The 19,209-nt window shown below is 33.0% G+C and carries 18 protein-coding genes; 12 read left to right on the plus strand and 6 right to left on the minus strand.

Annotation, left to right across the window (positions count from 1 at the left end; translation table 11 throughout):
* The first annotated feature begins 45 nt into the window (after positions 1 to 45).
* The 7 genes from porV to ABD011_RS12130 all read left to right on the plus strand — a co-directional run bounded on the left by porV (position 46) and on the right by ABD011_RS12130 (position 6,970).
* On the plus strand, positions 46 to 1,266 hold the full coding sequence (gene porV / locus ABD011_RS12100) for a type IX secretion system outer membrane channel protein PorV (RefSeq protein WP_129761492.1): 1,221 nt from the start codon (positions 46 to 48) through the stop codon (positions 1,264 to 1,266).
* Between the two features lie 96 nt (positions 1,267 to 1,362).
* On the plus strand, positions 1,363 to 1,845 hold the full coding sequence (cdd, locus tag ABD011_RS12105; RefSeq protein WP_129761491.1) for a cytidine deaminase: 483 nt from the start codon (positions 1,363 to 1,365) through the stop codon (positions 1,843 to 1,845).
* Positions 1,846 to 1,967: 122 nt separating this feature from the next.
* A complete protein-coding gene (gene pdhA, locus ABD011_RS12110) occupies positions 1,968 to 2,966 on the plus strand; it encodes a pyruvate dehydrogenase (acetyl-transferring) E1 component subunit alpha (RefSeq protein WP_129761490.1) in 999 nt (332 codons plus the stop codon).
* Positions 2,967 to 2,972: 6 nt separating this feature from the next.
* Positions 2,973 to 4,595, plus strand: a complete 1,623-nt coding sequence (locus ABD011_RS12115; RefSeq protein ID WP_343798599.1) for a pyruvate dehydrogenase complex dihydrolipoamide acetyltransferase — start codon at positions 2,973 to 2,975, stop codon at positions 4,593 to 4,595.
* 104 nt (positions 4,596 to 4,699) lie between these two features.
* Positions 4,700 to 5,656, plus strand: coding sequence for a M28 family metallopeptidase (locus ABD011_RS12120; protein WP_343798600.1), 957 nt, complete (start codon positions 4,700 to 4,702; stop codon positions 5,654 to 5,656).
* Complete coding sequence (locus tag ABD011_RS12125) at positions 5,643 to 6,332, plus strand: SDR family NAD(P)-dependent oxidoreductase (protein ID WP_343798602.1); 690 nt, start codon at positions 5,643 to 5,645, stop codon at positions 6,330 to 6,332. Before ABD011_RS12120 ends, ABD011_RS12125 begins: the two co-directional genes overlap by 14 nt.
* A gap of 2 nt (positions 6,333 to 6,334) precedes the next feature.
* Entirely contained in the window at positions 6,335 to 6,970 is a 636-nt protein-coding gene (locus tag ABD011_RS12130; protein ID WP_343798604.1) for an HAD family hydrolase, read from the plus strand.
* On the opposite strand, the gene ABD011_RS12135 is transcribed toward ABD011_RS12130, so the two are convergent.
* The gene (locus tag ABD011_RS12135; protein ID WP_343798606.1) at positions 6,967 to 7,455 is read right to left on the minus strand and encodes a hypothetical protein; all 489 of its coding nucleotides are present in this window, start codon (positions 7,453 to 7,455) and stop codon (positions 6,967 to 6,969) included. The genes ABD011_RS12130 and ABD011_RS12135 overlap by 4 nt on opposite strands.
* A complete protein-coding gene (locus tag ABD011_RS12140; RefSeq protein WP_343798608.1) occupies positions 7,452 to 8,342 on the minus strand; it encodes a hypothetical protein in 891 nt (296 codons plus the stop codon). Before ABD011_RS12140 ends, ABD011_RS12135 begins: the two co-directional genes overlap by 4 nt.
* Positions 8,343 to 8,474: 132 nt before the next feature.
* On the opposite strand from ABD011_RS12140, the gene ABD011_RS12145 reads away from it, so the two are divergent.
* Positions 8,475 to 9,314: a DUF4349 domain-containing protein gene (locus ABD011_RS12145; protein ID WP_343798610.1), complete on the plus strand. Its 840-nt coding sequence runs from the start codon at positions 8,475 to 8,477 to the stop codon at positions 9,312 to 9,314.
* A gap of 37 nt (positions 9,315 to 9,351) precedes the next feature.
* Here the strand turns inward: ABD011_RS12145 and ABD011_RS12150 are convergent, their stop codons facing one another.
* Entirely contained in the window at positions 9,352 to 9,909 is a 558-nt protein-coding gene (locus tag ABD011_RS12150; RefSeq protein WP_343798612.1) for a DUF4256 domain-containing protein, read from the minus strand.
* 113 nt (positions 9,910 to 10,022) lie between these two features.
* Between ABD011_RS12150 and ABD011_RS12155 the strand changes: the two genes are divergently transcribed.
* From ABD011_RS12155 to ABD011_RS12165, 3 genes are read left to right on the plus strand one after another with little or no spacing between them, the layout of a single operon-like run.
* The gene (locus tag ABD011_RS12155; protein WP_343798614.1) at positions 10,023 to 10,619 is read left to right on the plus strand and encodes a SprT-like domain-containing protein; all 597 of its coding nucleotides are present in this window, start codon (positions 10,023 to 10,025) and stop codon (positions 10,617 to 10,619) included.
* A 5-nt stretch (positions 10,620 to 10,624) separates the two neighbouring features.
* The gene (locus ABD011_RS12160; RefSeq protein WP_343798616.1) at positions 10,625 to 11,704 is read left to right on the plus strand and encodes a mannose-1-phosphate guanylyltransferase; all 1,080 of its coding nucleotides are present in this window, start codon (positions 10,625 to 10,627) and stop codon (positions 11,702 to 11,704) included.
* Between the two features lie 57 nt (positions 11,705 to 11,761).
* The gene (locus ABD011_RS12165) at positions 11,762 to 13,240 is read left to right on the plus strand and encodes a DUF389 domain-containing protein (RefSeq protein ID WP_131508067.1); all 1,479 of its coding nucleotides are present in this window, start codon (positions 11,762 to 11,764) and stop codon (positions 13,238 to 13,240) included.
* Positions 13,241 to 13,245: 5 nt separating this feature from the next.
* Here the strand turns inward: ABD011_RS12165 and ABD011_RS12170 are convergent, their stop codons facing one another.
* Together ABD011_RS12170 and ABD011_RS12175 are read right to left on the minus strand one after the other, a co-directional pair.
* On the minus strand, positions 13,246 to 14,013 hold the full coding sequence (locus ABD011_RS12170) for an ABC transporter ATP-binding protein (protein WP_131508069.1): 768 nt from the start codon (positions 14,011 to 14,013) through the stop codon (positions 13,246 to 13,248).
* The gene (locus tag ABD011_RS12175; protein ID WP_129761479.1) at positions 14,013 to 14,750 is read right to left on the minus strand and encodes an MlaE family ABC transporter permease; all 738 of its coding nucleotides are present in this window, start codon (positions 14,748 to 14,750) and stop codon (positions 14,013 to 14,015) included. The genes ABD011_RS12170 and ABD011_RS12175 overlap by 1 nt, the downstream gene beginning before the upstream one ends.
* Positions 14,751 to 14,861: 111 nt before the next feature.
* Here ABD011_RS12175 and pafA point away from each other — a divergent pair, with 111 nt between their 5' ends.
* Entirely contained in the window at positions 14,862 to 16,526 is a 1,665-nt protein-coding gene (gene pafA, locus ABD011_RS12180; protein WP_343798620.1) for an alkaline phosphatase PafA, read from the plus strand.
* 80 nt (positions 16,527 to 16,606) lie between these two features.
* On the opposite strand, the gene ABD011_RS12185 is transcribed toward pafA, so the two are convergent.
* Positions 16,607 to 19,156, minus strand: a complete 2,550-nt coding sequence (locus ABD011_RS12185; RefSeq protein ID WP_343798622.1) for a T9SS type A sorting domain-containing protein — start codon at positions 19,154 to 19,156, stop codon at positions 16,607 to 16,609.
* Positions 19,157 to 19,209: the final 53 nt, after the last annotated feature.

The raw sequence follows: 19,209 nt of genomic DNA on the forward strand, positions 1-19,209 counted from the left end.
ATATTTTAGTGGTTTATAATCACTAAGTTGAATACTTAATAACACATGAAAAAATACACAATTGCCCTAATTACTTTATTAGTTTTTAATATTTCAAATGCACAGGAAGAAACTGTTGTTTTTGATAATCAATCATCAGTAATTACAACAGGCGTTCCTTTTTTACTTATAGCGTCTGATGCTCGTGCAGCAGGTATGGGAGATATGGGAGTAGCAACATCAGCCGATGCGTATTCACAACAATGGAATCCAGCTAAATATGCATTTTCTGAAACCAAATCAGGTATTGGAGTAAGTTATACTCCATACTTAAGTAAACTTGTAAATGACATCTTTTTAGGGAATATTACGTATTTCAACCGAATTAACGAAGGAAGTGCTTTCGCTGCAAGTTTTAAATACTTTAGCCTTGGTGAAATTGAAATTGTGCAAGATGAATTTTCTGAAGCTTTAATAGAAAAACCAAACGAACTTACTGTAGATGTATCTTATTCTTTACGTTTAGCAGATCAGTTTTCAATGGCAGTGGCTTTAAGATATTTGCGTTCAGATTTAAGAATTCAAGCAGTTGATGCTAATGCAAGTGCTGCAAGCTCAATAGGAGTTGATATTGCAGGATATTATCAAAGTGAAGAAGAAGCCTATAACGATTTTAACGGTCGTTGGAGAGCAGGATTTGCAATTCAAAACCTTGGTCCAAAAATTAAATATGACGATGCTGGAAGAGAAAACTTTATTCCTACCAACCTAAAACTTGGTGGTGGATTCGATTTTATTTTTGACGATTATAATAAACTGTCAGTTACTGCAGAAGTTAACAAGTTATTAGTACCAACACCTCCAGTCTTAGGTTTTGTTGATACTGTTCAAGAAGGAGATACAGAGCCTAATGGGCAGCAAGATGCTAATGAACCAACAATAATTGTTGAAGGTAAAGATAACGACGTAAGTTTTGTAAAAGGTATTTTTCAATCTTTTAGTGATGCACCAGGTGGATTTAGCGAAGAGTTAAAAGAGTTTACTTGGGCTTTAGGAGCTGAGTATAAATACCAAGACTCATTTGCGTTTAGAGCAGGTTACTTTAATGAAAGCGAAGATAAAGGAGCAAGAAAGTTTTTTGCTTTAGGAGCAGGATTTAAATACTCTGCAATAGATATTGACATGTCATATCTGTTTTCAGCATCAAAAGTACAAAGTCCGTTAGAGAACACGTTGCGTTTCTCATTAACGTTTAACTTTGGAGATGGTGAATATGATGAATATTAGACATTCATTTTTAATAAACAAACTAAAAACTATTGTTAAAAGCAATAGTTTTTTTGTCTAAAATAGTTTTATACCTTTATTAAGTAAAATATAAAAGTGAAAGAAGTAAAGATAGAATCCGTTTTGACGGTTTACGATAATATAGAAGAGCTTTCCAAAGATGTGATAAGCTTAATGGAAAAAGCTATGGAAGCACGACAAAATGCTTACGCTCCTTATTCAAAGTTCAATGTTGGTGCTGCTTTACTTCTAGATAATGGAGAAGTTGTTACAGGCAGTAACCAAGAAAACGCATCTTATCCTTCTGGGCTTTGTGCAGAGCGAACAGCTATTTATTATGCAGGCGCAAAATATCCCAAAGCTAAAATTGTTCAAATGGCAATAATAGCAGGTTCTACAATAAAACAAACAATGTCTCCAATTCCGCCTTGTGGAGCGTGTAGACAGGCAATAGCTGAGTATGAAGTAAAACAAGATGCACCTATTGAAATCTATTTTATGGGAGAAACAGGAAAGGTTGTAAAGTCAAATTCATTGGCAAATCTTCTGCCTTTAGTTTTTGATAAATCATTTCTATAACGTTTTCGGTAAAAATTTACGAATTACTGTTTTTTCATTAATATGTAAAGTGTTACTTTTGTTATTCGCTTGTGTCAATTTTATTAGGACACGCATTGTTTTTCTTTTATAAATTAAGTTAAATGCAAAAAGTAACAAAAGAAGTTTACCTTAAATGGTATGAAGACATGTTATTCTGGAGAAAGTTTGAAGATAAACTAGCTGCAGTTTATATCCAACAAAAAGTAAGAGGATTTCTTCACTTGTACAATGGTCAAGAAGCTGTGTTAGCAGGAGCGCTACACGCTATGGATTTGACTAAAGATAAAATGATAACCGCATATCGTAACCACGTACAACCAATTGGTATGGGTGTAGACCCAAAACGTGTTATGGCAGAATTATATGGTAAAGCAACAGGTACCTCTCAAGGTCTTGGTGGTTCAATGCATATTTTTTCTAAAGAACACCGTTTTTATGGTGGTCATGGTATTGTAGGTGGTCAAATTCCTCTAGGTGCTGGTATTGCATTTGGTGATAAATATCATGGTAGCGATGCTGTAACGCTTTGTTGCTTTGGTGATGGTGCAGCAAGACAAGGTTCACTTCACGAAACGTTCAACTTGGCAATGTTATGGAAATTACCAGTAGTTTTTGTTTGTGAAAACAACGGTTATGCTATGGGAACATCTGTAGAACGAACTGCAAACCATACAGATATCTGGAAACTAGGTTTAGGGTACGAAATGCCTTCTGGACCTGTTGATGGAATGAATCCTGTAAAAGTTGCTGAAGCCTTTGATGAAGCAATTCAAAGAGCTAGACGTGGTGATGGACCAACATTTTTAGAATTAAAAACATACCGTTACAGAGGACACTCAATGTCTGATGCACAACACTACAGAACAAAAGAAGAAGTTGAAGAGTACAAGAAAATAGATCCTATTACACAAGTAAAAGATATTATCTTGGAAAACAAATATGCAACTGAAGCTGATATAAAAGTTATTGACAAGCGCGTAAAAGATTTAGTAAGCGAATGCGAAAAATTTGCTGAAGAATCTCCATTCCCAGAAAAGAATGTTATGTACGATGCGGTTTACGAGCAACAAGATTATCCATTTATACAACACAAACTATAATAAGATATGGCAGAAGTAATAAACATGCCTCGTTTGAGCGACACTATGGAAGAAGGTACTGTCGCAACTTGGTTGAAAAAAGTTGGTGATAAAGTAGAAGAAGGAGATATCCTAGCCGAAATAGAAACAGACAAGGCAACTATGGAGTTTGAGTCTTTCTATGAAGGTACACTATTACATATAGGTGTTCAAGAGGGTGAAACTACAAAAGTAGATGAGCTTTTAGCTATTATAGGAGAAGAAGGAGAAGATATTTCTGGTTTATTAAATGGAAGTGCTACTCAAGATTCAAAAGAAGAAGAGGCACCAAAAGAAGAAGAAAAAGAAGAAGCAACTAACGAGCCAGCAACAGAAACTGTAAATATTCCTGAAGGTGTTACAGTGGTAACAATGCCACGTTTAAGTGATACTATGGAAGAAGGAACTGTTGCAACATGGTTGAAAAAAGTTGGCGATGAGGTTGAAGAAGGTGATATTTTAGCCGAAATTGAAACAGACAAAGCGACTATGGAGTTTGAGTCTTTTCAATCAGGTACATTATTACACGTAGGATTGCAAGAAGGAGAATCTGCAAAAGTAGATGCACTTTTAGCTATTTTAGGTCCTAAAGGAACTGATGTTGAAAATATTGCAAAGAATTTCAAAGCATCATCAGGAGAAAAAGCAGAAGCTCCAAAAGAAGAAGCACCAAAAGCAGCCTCTAAACCAGAGCCAAAAGCAGAAGCTCCTAAAAAAGAAACGCCTAAAGTTTCTGCTCCAGCATCAACATCATCTTCAGATAGAGTATTTGTATCACCATTAGCTAAAAAAATGGCTGATGAAAAAGGTATTAATTTAACTCAAGTAACAGGTTCAGGTGAGAATGGTCGTATTATAAAACGCGATATAGAAAACTTCACACCAGGAACATCTGCGGCTGCAGTAGGTAAATTTGTACCAACAGGTCAAGAAGATTTTGAAGAAGTAAACAATTCGCAAATGCGTAAAGTGATCGCAAAGCGTTTAGCAGAATCTAAATTTACAGCACCTCATTATTACTTAAATGTAGAGTTTGATATGGAAAATGCTATAGCTTTCCGTGCACAGTTTAACTCTATTCCAGATACTAAAATATCATACAATGATATGATTGTTAAAGCATGCGCTTTAGCGTTAAAACAACATCCGCAAGTAAATTCACAGTGGTTTGCAGATAAAATGCGTTTAAATCACCATGTGCATATTGGTGTAGCTGTTGCAGTTCCTGACGGATTGGTAGTTCCTGTAGTGCGTTTTGCTAATGAGCAATCATTACCGCAAATAGGTGCTGAAGTTAAAGAACTTGCAGGTAAAGCTAGAAACAAGAAATTAACCCCTCAAGAAATGGAAGGTAGTACGTTTACTGTATCTAATTTAGGAATGTTTGGTATAGATAGTTTTACATCTATCATCAACCAACCTAACTCTGCAATTCTTTCAGTAGGAAATATTGTTGAAAAACCTGTAGTTAAAAATGGTCAAATTGTAGTAGGACATACCATGAAGTTATGTTTAGCTTGTGACCACAGAACTGTAGATGGTGCAACTGGAGCTCAATTCCTTCAAACATTAAAAGGATATATTGAAAACCCAGTTACAATGTTAGTATAGAAACTTCTGCACAAGCAGAACATACATTATAATATAATCCTGATTTGATTTTTTCCAATCAGGATTTTTTTATCTTTAAGCTTTAATACAATCAATCAAAAATTATGAAAAAACTATTAGCACTTATCATTGTTGTTTTAGCGTTTAGCTGTAAAAATGAACCTAAAGTAGAAGTAGGACCTAAAATTACTATTACAAGTGATGAGTTAAAAGAAGCTGTGACTTATTTGTCTTCAGATGAACTATTAGGTCGAGATACTGGTACGCAAGGTATAGATGATGCAGCAACATATATTGAAAAACAATTTGAAAGCTATGGTGTAAAACCTTATTTTGAAACTTTTAGGGATAATTTTAAGCTTGATAGTTTAGATGCTTTTAATGTGGTTGGAGTTATTGAAGGTGTGGATGAAACGTTAAAAAATGAATATATAGTTATAGGTGCTCATTATGACCACATAGGTTATGGAAAACCTGTTGAAAATGACTCAATTGCTAATGGAGCTAATGACAATGCTACTGGAACAGCTGGTGTAATGGCAATGGCTAAATATTTTGCAACTAGAAAAAACAATAAGCGTAGCATTTTATTTGCACTTTTTACTGCTGAAGAAAGAGGGTTGTTAGGTTCAAAGCATCTTGCTGAACGTTTAAAGAGTGATAGCTTAAATGTATATACAATGGTTAATCTTGAAATGATAGGTGTACCTTTTAAGGATAGAGATTATCAAGCGTTTTTAACAGGCTATGAGTTATCTAATATGGCTGAGAAAATGAATGCTTACGCAGGAAGTAAACTGATAGGTTTTTCTGAAGTTTCTAAAAAGTACAGACTTTTTATGCGTTCAGATAATTACCCGTTTTACGATCAGTTTAAGACACCTTGTCAAACATTATCAAGCTGTGATTTAACTAATTTTGATTTTTATCATCATGTTGATGATGAAATTGAACTTATGGACTTTAATTTCATGGCAAACCTTATCAACTCTACAATTCCTGTTATTGAAACTATGAGTAATACGCCAACTAAAGAGATTGTAATGCATGAAGCAGAGTAAAAATATTATTATTACAGGAACCAGTAGAGGTATTGGTTTTGAGCTGGTTCATCTTTTTGCTAATCAAGGACACAATGTGTTGGCACTATCAAGAAATGCACAACCAGTAAATAACCTTCATTTTGATAATATTACATCCTTTTCTTTTGATTTATGTAATGATGATGACTATCAAAAAGTAGAGCAATTCATAAAAAATGAATGGAACCATGTTGATGTTTTAATCAACAACGCTGGATCATTACTTAACAAGCCTTTTTCAGAAACCACAATGGATGATTTTGAGCATGTTTATAAAACTAATGTTTTTGGTGTAGCTGAAATGACTAGAGTGGTTTTACCATTTATGAAAAGCGATGGACACGTTGTAACCATAAGCTCTATGGGAGGGATTCAAGGAAGTATGAAATTTCCAGGACTAGCTGCATATAGTTCTAGCAAAGGAGCAGTTATTACATTAACCGAATTGTTGGCTGAAGAATACAAAAATTCTGGTCCGCAATTCAACGTGTTAGCTTTAGGAGCAGTACAAACCGAAATGCTTGCCGAAGCTTTTCCAGGTTATGAGGCTCCAACTACAGCATTGCAAATGGCTGAGTATATTGCAGACTTTTCGCTTAACGGAAATAAATATTACAACGGAAAAGCATTGCAAGTATCTAATTCTACTCCTTAATAATGTCTAGATACAAGTGTATTATTTTTGACTGTGATGGTGTGTTGGTCGATAGCGAGCCAATTGGTAATCAGGTGTTGGTTGATATGGCTAACAGTTGTGGAGCTGATATAGATTTAGATTATGCGTTTAAGCATTTTAAAGGAGGTTCAATATATACTTGTAGAGATAAAATTCAAGCGTTGGTAAATCAACCACTATCTCAAGATTTTATAGCAGAATATAGAAGACGAAGTTACAATGCGTTTAAGGAACAAATTCAACCTGTAGAAGGTGTAAAAGAGGTGATTGAGTCATTGTCTATTCCTTTTTGTGTGGCTTCAAGTGGACCAACTGAAAAAATACGCCTTAACCTAGAACTTACTGGTTTGCTGCCTTACTTTGAAGACAACATCTTTAGTTGTTACACTATCGAAAAGTGGAAGCCAGAACCTGATGTGTTTATTTGGGCTGCAAAAACTATGGGTTTTAAACCTGAAGACTGCGTAGTGATTGAAGATAGCCTAACAGGAATACAAGCTGCTAAAGCAGGTGGTTTTGATGTTTTTGGATTTACTGCTCATGATTATAATAACGAGTTAGTAGCCGAAGCAACTACTACTTTTAATTCAATGGAAAAACTATTGGAATTAATCTAATAGTTTTTTTCGAACTTTACTTTTGTAGTCATAAGTTCAGCGTTGTCAATAGTTGTTTTTTCTGAACGTATAATTGCAGTTATTGAATCTTTTTGTGAACCTCTATCAGTAATAATATCAAAAGCAAGGTGTAGTTTAGAAACAGAATCAGAAAGTGTTTCGGTATTCACTTTAGTTACGTTTTCAATATGTACTTGTCTTGTAGTGTTGGGTAAGCTAACAGCGTTGTTAGAAAGGTTTTCAATTTGCTTAGTGATGTCCACTTCAAATTCAGGATGATGTTTTAATAGTAAAGACAAATCATAAAGCTCTTGAAGTTTTTGAGAAGCCACAGTTTGATATTCAAAGTCTTCTTGAGTGCTCAAATAATTATCAAGATCATCAATTACTGATTCAGCAGCGACATTGTTCTCATTAAAAGTTTTTGTTTCATTAGCGCATGAAACAAAAAGTAATACCCAAAAGCCTATTAATATCTTTTTCATTTTACAATAAATTTAAGCATTACAATTTTACCATTAACCAGTCGCTTGTCTAGAATTTCAATAGATTTCAAGCTGCTAGTAGGTATGGTTAATGTTCTTATAAACTTGTCTTTGGTATAAAGCTCTACACCAATGTTGTTAGCAAACAATTGGTAAATTTTTGCATTGTCAGCTATTAAATTATTAAGCTGTGTTTTATGTGTAGTCCAATCTTTAATATTACCATTGGTATAGTAGTGGAGCATTAACGCATAATCATCAGGAGCTAATTTGACAGTTTGGTTTTTGTTTGAGTCAATTGACCTTACTATGGTATCAGTTTTATGATAAGGAGATTGTACAACAAAAGTGATGGTTTTTTCTTTAGTGGTAAATTCAAAACACCCAAGACTATCGGTTTTAAAATGTAAAGGAGATTCTCCGTTTTGTAGAACTTTAATATCCAAAGGTATTTTAGTGATGGCTTCATTTTTAATCTCATCAACAAAACAAAAGTGGAATTCATTTTTCAAACTCTTACTATAAAAAATAAGCATAATTATAGGCAGTGCTGTAAGCCAATATAACGGCTTTTTGTTTTTCTTTTTTGTTGAACTTGAAAATAGATGTGCTTCTTTAAAAGCATGCCAATTGTTAAAACCAACATACTGACTTAAGAGATTAAGCATGTCAATTCGAGGTAGTTTTTCAGGTTCGTTTTTAAAATAGGTATAAAACCATTTTTCGCTAACCTTTGCTTTTACCTTGCTAAATAAATCTTCTTGAAAGGTAACAATGTCTTCTCCTTTCCATTCTTCAATAGCATTAGGCGCACTATAATGCTGCAAAAAAGTAGTTGCAACAGTCTGTTTTAAAAGATTAAAATGATATGAATGTTCAGGATTCAAATAGTGTAAACTGCTGTTTTTTAGTGTCTTTTTTAATTGTAAAATAGTTTACAAAAGCTTTTCTACAGCTTTACAATATAAAAATGGTATTGCTTAATAGGTTTGCTATGTAAATTTTAAAAATATAAAATTATGAACGCAAATCCATTAAAATCAGTATTTAAAATTATAACTATAAGTTTATTTGTTATGCTGCTTTCAGCATGTCAAAATGAAAGTTATAAAGAAAATGTATCAGTAGCAGATACTGCTGTGTCTGAAGAGTATGAGGCAGTAACTTCAAAAACCGAACCATCAACAAGTACAATTCCTAACAACCTAAAAATTATTAAGTCGGCAAATGCCAGATATAAGGTAAAGCATGTAAAGGCTGCAACGAAGAAAATAAAGCAAATTGCTTTAAACTTTGACGCTTATATTTCCGACTTAAGATTTCAAAACGATTTATACAGAATCGAAAACAGGTTTACTGTAAAAGTGCCTCAGCAGCATTTTGATGCTATGATGGACTCCATAAGTGCAATTGTTGAATTTGTAGAGTATGAGAATATTACCACACAAGATGTCACCGAAGAGTACATTGATATTGAAACCAGATTAAAAACTAAACTAGAAGTAAAACAGAGGTATGAAACCATATTACGACAAAAAGCCAAAACAGTTGAAGAAATTTTAGCAACCGAAGAAAAACTTCGTGTGATACAAGAAGAGATTGAAAGCGAACAAGGACGACTTAAATACCTAACCAATAAAGTAGCTTACAGTACCATACAAATAGATTTATATGAAACGGTTGATTACAAAGAAGAGCCAACGAGTTATAAAAAATCATTTTGGAGCAAAACTAAAGAAGGCTTAGTTTTTGGTTGGAATTTTATAGAAACCATTGTGTTAGGAATCATTCATATTTGGCCGTTTATTATTTTAGGTAGTTTATTATTCTTTATGATTAAAAAAAGAATAAAAAAATAAAAAGGTAAGTCCTCTAGAAAATACCTAGAGGACTTTTCTATACTTTTAAACAACCACGAAATCCTCTTGCTGCATAATAAGATTGTGCTCCATTGTGATAAACAAAAACAGTATCATAACGAAAATCAGCAAAAAGAGCACCTCCAAGTTTTCTAATGTTTTCAGGAGTTTGTATCCAACTAGATGTTTTGGTGTCAAAATTTCCTAACTCTTGTAAAGCTCTATATTGTGTTTCGGTTAATAATTCAATTCCCATTGCTTTGGCTACATCAATGGCATTGTTTTCTGGTTTAAATTTTTTACGAGATTCTTGAGCTTCAAAGTCGTAACAATAGCTTCTACGTCCATTAGGGCTTTCAGATGAGCAGTCAAAAAACAAATATTCATTCGTTTTAGAGTCAAAATCTACAACATCAGGTTCGCCACCTGTTTGTTCCATTTGCTGTATGGACCATAGTTTTTCAGGGTTTTTTTCAAGTCGTTTTTGTACACTGCCCCATTCAATACTATTGTGTCTGTGCATATTTTTTTCAAAACGTAGTTTGAGAATTTTAAGTAGTTGCTCGCTGTCGTTCGTTGTCAATTGTTTTTTCATGTAAAAGCAGCTTTTAAATCAGAACAAGAAAATTAATGGTTTTATCAGATAATGACGAATTTATGTCTTTATTTTTTTAAAAAACTAAATACAAAACCTTTATTTTTGTTGCGATGCAAAATACACTTCAAAATTATATTCCAGAAAGTGCACTCCCAAAAGTTTTAGAGCTTTTAGACCATGACCATTTAACTGTAAAGGTGAAAAATGAACGTAAAACCAGACATGGAGATTATAAACGTTTACCAAATGGAGCACATCAAATTACTGTAAACTCTAACTTGAATAGGTTTAGGTTTTTAATTACACTTATTCATGAAATAGCACATTTTGAAGCATACAAAGAATTTGGACGCTTTATAAAACCTCATGGAGTAGAGTGGAAGCACACCTTTCAGCAATTGATGTTACCGTTTTTAAATCCTAACGTTTTCCCAAATGAGCTTTTACCTCTATTAGCAAAACACTTTAAAAACCCAAAAGCATCTAGCGATACAGATGCACCATTGGCCTTAGCATTAAAGCAATTTGACGAACCTAATGATAAAACATTTGTTTTTGAAGTACCTTTGGGTAAAACATTTAAGCTTTACAATGGCAGGATGTTTTTAAAAGGAGAAAAGCGCAGAAAGCGTTTTGAGTGTGTTGAGGTAAAATCAGGAAAAGTATATCTTTTTAATCCAAACGCAGAAGTAGAATTACTAAACTAATAACAATGAATAAGAATTATTATGCAATATTAATGGCTGGTGGAGTTGGTTCCAGATTTTGGCCTGTAAGTACTCAAGAGTATCCAAAACAATTTCATGATATGTTAGGTACAGGTGATACGCTTATACAAAAAACATTTAATAGATTGTCTGAGCTTATTCCAAAAGAAAATATTTTTATTCTTACCAATGAGCGTTACAACGATTTGGTATTTCAGCAGTTGCCAGATGTTACAAAACGACAAGTAGTTTTAGAACCTGCAATGCGAAATACAGCACCTTGTATTTTATATGCGTCTTTAAAAATTCAAAAGGAAAATCCTGATGCAGTAATGATTGTTGCACCAAGTGACCATTGGATAGAAGACGAAAACGCATTTACACAAAATGTAAAGCAGACCTTTGAGTTTTGTGAGCAAAACGATGCCCTAATGACCTTAGGTATTCAACCTACTTTTCCAAATACAGGATATGGTTATATAGAGTTTGATAAATTGTCTAATCAAGATATAAAACCAGTAAATCAGTTTAGAGAAAAACCAGACTATGAAACTGCCAAATCATTCATAGCACAAGGAAATTTCCTATGGAATGCAGGTATTTTTATGTGGAGTGCAAAAAGTGTGATTAAAGCCTTTAAAAGCAATCAACCAGAATTGTATAGTTTGTTTGAAACAGGAATTGAGGCTTATAATACCGATTTGGAAGATGGCTTTATTCAAGAAAATTATGCCAAGGCAGAGAATATTTCAGTGGATTATGCCATAATGGAAAAAAGCGAAAATGTTTTTGTGCTACCAGCTACTTTTGATTGGAACGACCTTGGTACTTGGGGAAGTCTTTATGATAAACTAGATAAAGATTCTAATAATAATGCAGTTGTGAATGCTAAAACTTTGACTGAAGATGCTACAGGAAATATGATTAGAAGTAAAAAAGATAAAATTGTAGTTGTTGATGGTTTAAAAGATTATATAATTGTTGATAAAGACGAAGTTTTGCTTATCTTCCCTAAAGCAAAAGAACAAGACATCAAAAAGGTACTTCAAAATGTGAAAGAAAAATTTGGAGAATCTTATGGTTAACTGTTCATAAAGTAATTATTTTAGATCAAATTATTACAAGGTTGGAATTTTAAAGATATGAGCAACGAAAGTAAATTTAACTTCTCTGAAGACGAGCAAATACAAAAAGATAAAGACAAAGCTGTAGAAGAGAAAAAAGAAGCTGTTAGAAAAGATGCAAAAGGACTTTTTGCTAGTATATCTAACTTTTTAAGTGAGCTTCTAGACTTTAGAGATGATACAGATAGAGACGCAACTATTGCTGCTATAAAAGCCGATATTCCTTTTAAAGGCGCAACGGCTTGGATTTTGGTGTGCTCAATAATGGTAGCTTCAGTAGGACTAAATGCTGATTCTCCTGCTGTTGTTATTGGTGCCATGTTAATTTCTCCATTAATGGGTCCTATTTTAGGTATTGGTATGTCTATTGCGCTCAACGATATTGATACACTTAAGAAATCATTGATAAACTTAGCGATAATGATTGTGTTAAGTTTACTCACAGCCTTTTTGTTTTTTAAATTCTTTCCAACAGCTGATATACAAACCAATGAGATTTTTGGACGTACCAAACCAGATATTAGAGATGTGTTAATCGCTTTTTTTGGGGGAGCAGCTTTAATTATAGCTAGGACTAAAAAAGGAACAATAGCATCAGTTATTTTTGGTGTTGCTATTGCAACAGCTTTAATGCCTCCTTTATGTACAGCAGGTTATGGACTAGCACATAACTGGGAGTTTTTCTTAGGAGCAATGAACCTGTTTACCATAAATACTATATTTATTGCTCTTGCCACTTTTATAGTATTAAAAGTGTTGCGTTTTCCTATGCTTAGATATGCAAACTCTAAAAAGAGAAAACGTATTGCTCAGTTAGCGTCGTTAATTGCTATAGTAGTAATGATTTGGCCAACATTAAGTTTTATAGATTTTATTACAGAGACAAGGTTAAAAGGAGATTATGAGAGTTTTATTGAAAATGAGGTAAAATCTAATAACGACCTTTGGTATCAAAAAGGAATACCTCATTATACTGATAAAAAAATAACACTATACTTTAATGGTGAAATTTCTGAAGCTACTGAAACTGACTTAAGAAACGAGTTAAAACAATACAATAACATTAGTGATTTTACACTTGAGTTCTTTGGAAACAAAAACAGAAGCTTTGATAAATTATCTGATGCTTACGATAGAGCTATTAATGAACTAGATAGAAAAGACATGATTATTTCTGGTCTAGAACAAGAGATAAGAGAATTACAACAAACCATTTCTGGGTTAAATGGTCAGTTAGAAACTAATAACACTTCAAATGCGGTTGCATTTTCTAGTTTAGCTAAAGATGCTAAAATTAAGTTTTCTGATTTAGACTATTTTGGATATTCAAAAAGACTAGAGTCTAAAGACTTTATAAAAGTAGATACAGTAACAATTGCTAATATTAAATGGAAAACCAACGTTAGTGATAGTATTGCTTTAGTAAAAGAAGGGGAGTTGCTAGCTTGGTTAAAGCAAACCCTTAAAACTGAAAAAATAAGTGTAAAGAGAGAATAGTTTTTTTAGCTATTCTCTTCTAAGTACATTCTTCGTACTTTTTTAAATAATTCAGAAGAATATACAAAGTTTGTTACTGCTTCGTTGTCAGTTTTAAAAATAGTGTCTTTAGAGCCTTCCCATTCTTTTAGTCCGTTTTTAAGAAACACAATTTTTTCACCTATTTCCATCACTGAGTTCATATCATGGGAGTTTATTACAGTAGTAATGTTATACTCGTCAGTAATTTCTTGTATCAAGTTGTCAATAACAATTGCAGTTTTAGGATCTAAACCAGAGTTAGGTTCGTCGCAAAATAAATATTTAGGATTGTTTACAATAGCACGAGCAATGGCAACACGCTTTTGCATTCCACCACTAGCTTCACTTGGCATTTTATTGTGAGCATCGTCAAGATTAACACGCTTAAGCACAAAATCTACACGATCTTGCATTTCACTTTTACTTTGTTTAGTAAACATACGTAATGGGAACATTACATTTTCGGCAATCGTCATAGAGTCAAAAAGTGCACTCCCTTGAAATACCATGCCTATTTCGGCTCTTAAATTTCGTTTTTCATCAGGACTTAGCTTGCTAAATATTTTTCCTTCGTAAGCAATAGAGCCTTCTTCATAATCAAATAAACCCAACAAACATTTTAAAAAAACTGTTTTACCAGAACCACTTTGCCCAATAATAAGATTGGTTTTGCCTTTTTCAAAAGAGGTTGTAATTCCTTTTAAAATATGAGCTTCTCCAAACGATTTATGTAAATTTTTAACTTCTATCATTAGCCTAATAACAAACTGGTTAGTAAAAAGTTTAAGAGAATAATTACAACACTGGTCCAAACAAATGAGGTTGTACTAGCTTTACCTACTTCAAGAGCTCCACCTTTCATATAATATCCATAAAATGAAGGTATGGTTGCTAAAATAAAAGCAAAAACAATGGTTTTTATAAACGCATATGTAATATGGAAAGGGATAAAATCTGTTTGAATACCTATAACGTAATCTTCCAATGTACCATAACCACCATACACACATGCAGCCATACCACCAAGAACGCCTAAAAACATTGCAATGGAAATCACAAAAGGATAAAGCATAAGCGAAATGAATTTAGGGAAAACAAGATAGTTTAACGAGTTGATTCCCATAACTTCTAGAGCATCAATTTGCTCGGTTACTCGCATAGTTCCTATGCTTGAGGTAATAAAAGAACCCACTTTACCAGCCATAATAATAGAGATAAACGTTGGAGCAAATTCTAGCACTATCGATTGTCGAGTTGCAAAACCAACAAGGTATTTTGGTATTAAAGGGTTGTTGATGTTTAATGACGTTTGTATTGCAACAACGCCTCCAACAAAAAAGGCTATAAATGCAACAATGCCTAAAGAGCCAATAACTAAATCGTCAATGTCTTTTAATATCAACTGCTTCATTACGCTCCACTTCGTAGGCTTGCGGAACATTTCAGCAATCATCAAAAAATATTTACCAATATTATGAAGGTACGTCATAGTATAATTTGTTACTGCTAAAGTAAAAAAAACTTACAGGTATTTAACCTTAATTTTAAATTATGATGTTTTAAAATCTGTATTTTTGGGCTTCGTTTACAAATCACAACAATGAAAAGACATTTAACACTATTAGTATTATTAGTAATTACTCTATCATGTAAAGCCCAACATGAAATTACAGAGATAGAAACTCAGTATGAGCATGATTTAACTTCAAGACCAAAATTGGTTGTAGGTATTGTAGTTGACCAAATGAGATACGATTACTTAACACGTTTTTATAATCGTTTTGGAGAAGGTGGATTTAAACGAATGATTAACGAAGGGTTTAACTGTAAGAACAACCATTTCAATTACATTCCAACAAAAACAGGACCAGGACATGCATCGGTTTATACAGGAACTACACCAAAATATCATGGCATAATTGCTAATGATTGGTATGATAAAGACGCTAAACAAATGGTGTACTGTGCAGGAGATGACACGGTGGAATCAGTAGGGACAACAAGTTCTTCAGGAAAAATGTCACCACAACGCATGTTAACTACCAGTTTTGCTGATGAAAATAGATTGTTTACTCAAATGCGAGGAAAGACTATTGGTATTTCTATGAAAGATAGAGGAGCAATTTTACCTGCAGGACATACTGCTAATGGAGCATATTGGTTTCATGGTAAAAATGAAGGAAAATGGATATCGAGTACTTTTTACATGAATGATCTTCCGCAATGGGTTAAGGATTTTAATAATTCAAATGTTGCGCAATCTTATTTTAAAGTTTGGAATACCTTATACGATATTAATACTTATGTTGAAAGCGGTAGCGATTTAAACAATTTTGAAGGAGGATTTAAAGGTAAGGAAACAGCAACTTTTCCTTATGACTTGGCTGCTTTAAAAGACTCTAATGGAGGTTTTGATATTCTTAAAGCAACTGCTTATGGAAACGACCTTACTACAGATTTTGCTTTAGCTGCAATTGATGGAGAGCAATTGGGTAAAGATAATATCACTGATGTTTTGGTTTTAAGTTACTCAAGTACTGATTATGTTGGGCACAATTTTGGTGTGAATTCTAAAGAAGTTCAAGATACATACCTTAGACTAGATAAAGACTTAGAGCGATTATTTAATCATTTAGATGCAACAGTTGGTAAAGGAGAATATACTGTGTTTTTAACAGCAGATCATGGAGCTGTTGATGTGCCTTCATATTTACAATCGGTTAAAATTCCTGCTGGGTATTTAAATAACTCAAAAACTAAAGCTGATTTTAATGAGTTTATGACTGCTACGTTTGGAGCGTCTGATTTAGTTGAAAATGTAAGCAACGACCAAATATTTTTAAATAGAGAGAAACTAAAAACTCTAGATTTAGACTTAGATGATGTACAAGAAGCTATTGTTGATGAGTTAATTACTTATGAAAATGTATATAAAGTGTATTCATCTAAAACAATGAGTACAATGTCTTTTGACTCAGGAGTAGAGCAATTACTTCAAAAAGGGTATAATCAAAGACGTTCTGGAGATATTTTGGTAGTGCCAAATCCAGCACATATTTCATACAGTAAAACAGGTTCAACTCATGGCAGTGGGTTAAATTATGATACACATGTGCCTTTATTATTCTTCGGAAAAGGAATTAAGCATGGAGAAACATTTCAAAAAACCGTAATACCTGATATTGCACCAACAATTTCGGCATTTTTAGGTATTAGTTTTCCTAATGGTGCAACAGGACAACCTTTAGGGTTTGTTTTAGATTAGTTTTTGTGTGTCTTAACATCTATAAAAAAGCTGATTAGATTGTCTAATCAGCTTTTTTAGTAACTATGCTAAAGGTTGTATTATTTTAATAATATATTTTTATGTTGAGATGTTCCGTTTTCTAGTGTAACCTTCATTATGTAATATCCTCTAGGTAATCGGTTTACATCAATTTGCTGTGAAAGTGAATTTACAGAGTTATGAATTTGAGTTGGTTTTCCATGGATGTTGTAAATTTCAATTGCAGCTATCTTTGAGTTTTCACTTGAAACAGATAGCTTATTGGTAGCTGGATTAGGGAAAACATTTATACTGTCTTGAGCTTTTCTTGATAATGCTGAGCAACTTCCATTAAGAAATTCAAAATGATCATCAACCCATTTAAGGGTACACCATGGTGTTTCAGAGCCACAGTTTGATATGATTTTAAAAGATAGGCATTCTTTATATTTTCCAATCAAATTTTTCAGGTCAAAATAGTTGTAAGAGGTAACATGAGTATTAACACCATTCTCTGAAGGGTCATAATCAATATCACACTTAGGGTTTTCGGTAAAAAGTATGGTGTATTGTTCAGCTTCTTCCTCAGGATCCCATATTAAAAGAAGTCCATCTTCTTCTAGTTTAACTTCTTTTATTTCATTACACTCAATTGGGCATGGTTCAAATGATATGCCTTCAATAGTTTTTAAAACCTCATACATATTGCCATTGAAATCTTGATATGATGTCGTAATTCTAAAGTTATAATTCCCTACAAGACCATTTATAAAATATGAATCTAAGATTTCGAAACAAAAGTTACCATTGATAATAGATGGATTTCCTGGAAGACTATAAATAACTTGATTGTTATTGTCTATATCTATAATGTCAAGTTCCATATTAAACAAGTAAGGACCAGTTACATCATCATAACAATATGTCCCACATATTTCAAAGCTAAAACCATTAATAAGATCTAAATCATCACATTTAGGTATTTCAGAAGAAACCTGTATTGGATTTTCATCACATGGATTTGGTGCTTCGCATGCATCAAAAGAAAGCTTATAAGCAGTATAGCTTAATTCGCAAATTCCATTACTAGTTGTTAAATTAGCATTAATTCGAAAAGCATAATTTCCACTATTGTTGGCGTTAGCCATTATTTGCCAATCAATAACATAGTTAATATAGAGTATTCCGTTTTGAAATAGACCACTGTCAATAGCAGAAGTGGGAAGGGTCGCGAAAATTTGGTTATTATCTAAGTCAATAATATCTAAACTAAAATTGTTACTGTAATAATCTGCATTTGCTTGGTTTAAATCATAGCCTGCAGGTGTAATAATTTTAGTGTTTAAATTAAAATACCAAAATTCCTCTAAACTTTCACAATTAGGGATTTTATTTTCTATAGTAATACTTGTGCCTTCACATGGGTCTGTGTCACAGTTATTCGTATTGTTCTGAATTTGGACCTGTTGAGGTAGTTTTCTAGTAACTCTTCCTAAATCGATTTGGTTTGATTGATAGTTGCAACCAAGTCCAAGGGTGTTTGGAGAATTAATAACATCTAATTTCGTTCCGCTCTTAGGAACATAAATTTTATTGTCAATACCACGTACTAGGGTAGGTGAATTAGATAAACCATTTCCACCTTGAAAAGAATTTAATATAATTCCTGATAAGTAAGGTGAAGATGTTTGTAGGTTCATTTGTCCTATATTATAGGAGTTATTAGTTTCATCAGCAAGTATTGAGTATAGTACTTGACTGTTTTGCGAAAATTCAAAAGCTTGAAAAGGTTCATAAGGACTAGGGTTTGGATTGCTAGGATTAACATAACTAGAATTTCCTTTTTCATAAGTAAATGTTCCTGTTGAGTTGTCAAAAGTAAATACATATGCTCTATTTACTCTTGTAAAGCCATATGGTGGAGGGTCGTTGTCAATCAGTACTTTGGCATAAGCTATACGCTGCATATTAGGTGAAATACTGATTCCAGATGTGCCTTTAAAACCAAAATGGTATTCTGAAAATTGATCTTCTGGTGTTATTACAGGTGTGTTTGAAATACCATTAGAGGTTATTAATATAGAGAGCAATTCATCAAAAGGGTTTAATATCAACCAATATGATTCTCCATCGGCATGAGTTGCTACAGTCATATGATTTTCTCTACGGATTTCATCCTTTTCTGCAATCGGCAATAAATTTAAATTAGTGTTGAGGTTAGTAATTGTATTGTTCTCTATATCTACAATTGAATAAAAATAGTCGTCTCCTATGGTTGGATGATCAATTAATATTGTAAATACATAATATTTATTGCAATCCCCTGGCATTGGTACAATTGAAACAGTTCTTGATCCTCCGTTTAATCCAGAACCAATAACTTGGTGGTTACCGTTCCACACAGTACTGCCATCTGTATAAAATAATAGGTTGCCGTCATCATCACTTACTGTTGCTGACTGATAATGAAGGTTAGTAGTTTGTCCATCAAAAATAGGAGTAGCAGCACCATTAAAATTAAGACCAGCTCCATTTCCAAAATACCAATTAGCATTTTCTTGTTGCCCAAAACTAATCATGTTAAAACACAAAAAGATAAGGAGAGTTAATTTGTAAAAGTTTAGTTTCATAAAATTTGAATTTAATTAAACAATTGATTGTATAATCTTGTTCAATAGTTTCA

Origin of the sequence: Gaetbulibacter jejuensis (assembly GCF_039524015.1) — a bacterium.
Classification (GTDB): Bacteria; Bacteroidota; Bacteroidia; order Flavobacteriales; family Flavobacteriaceae; genus Gaetbulibacter_B; species Gaetbulibacter_B jejuensis.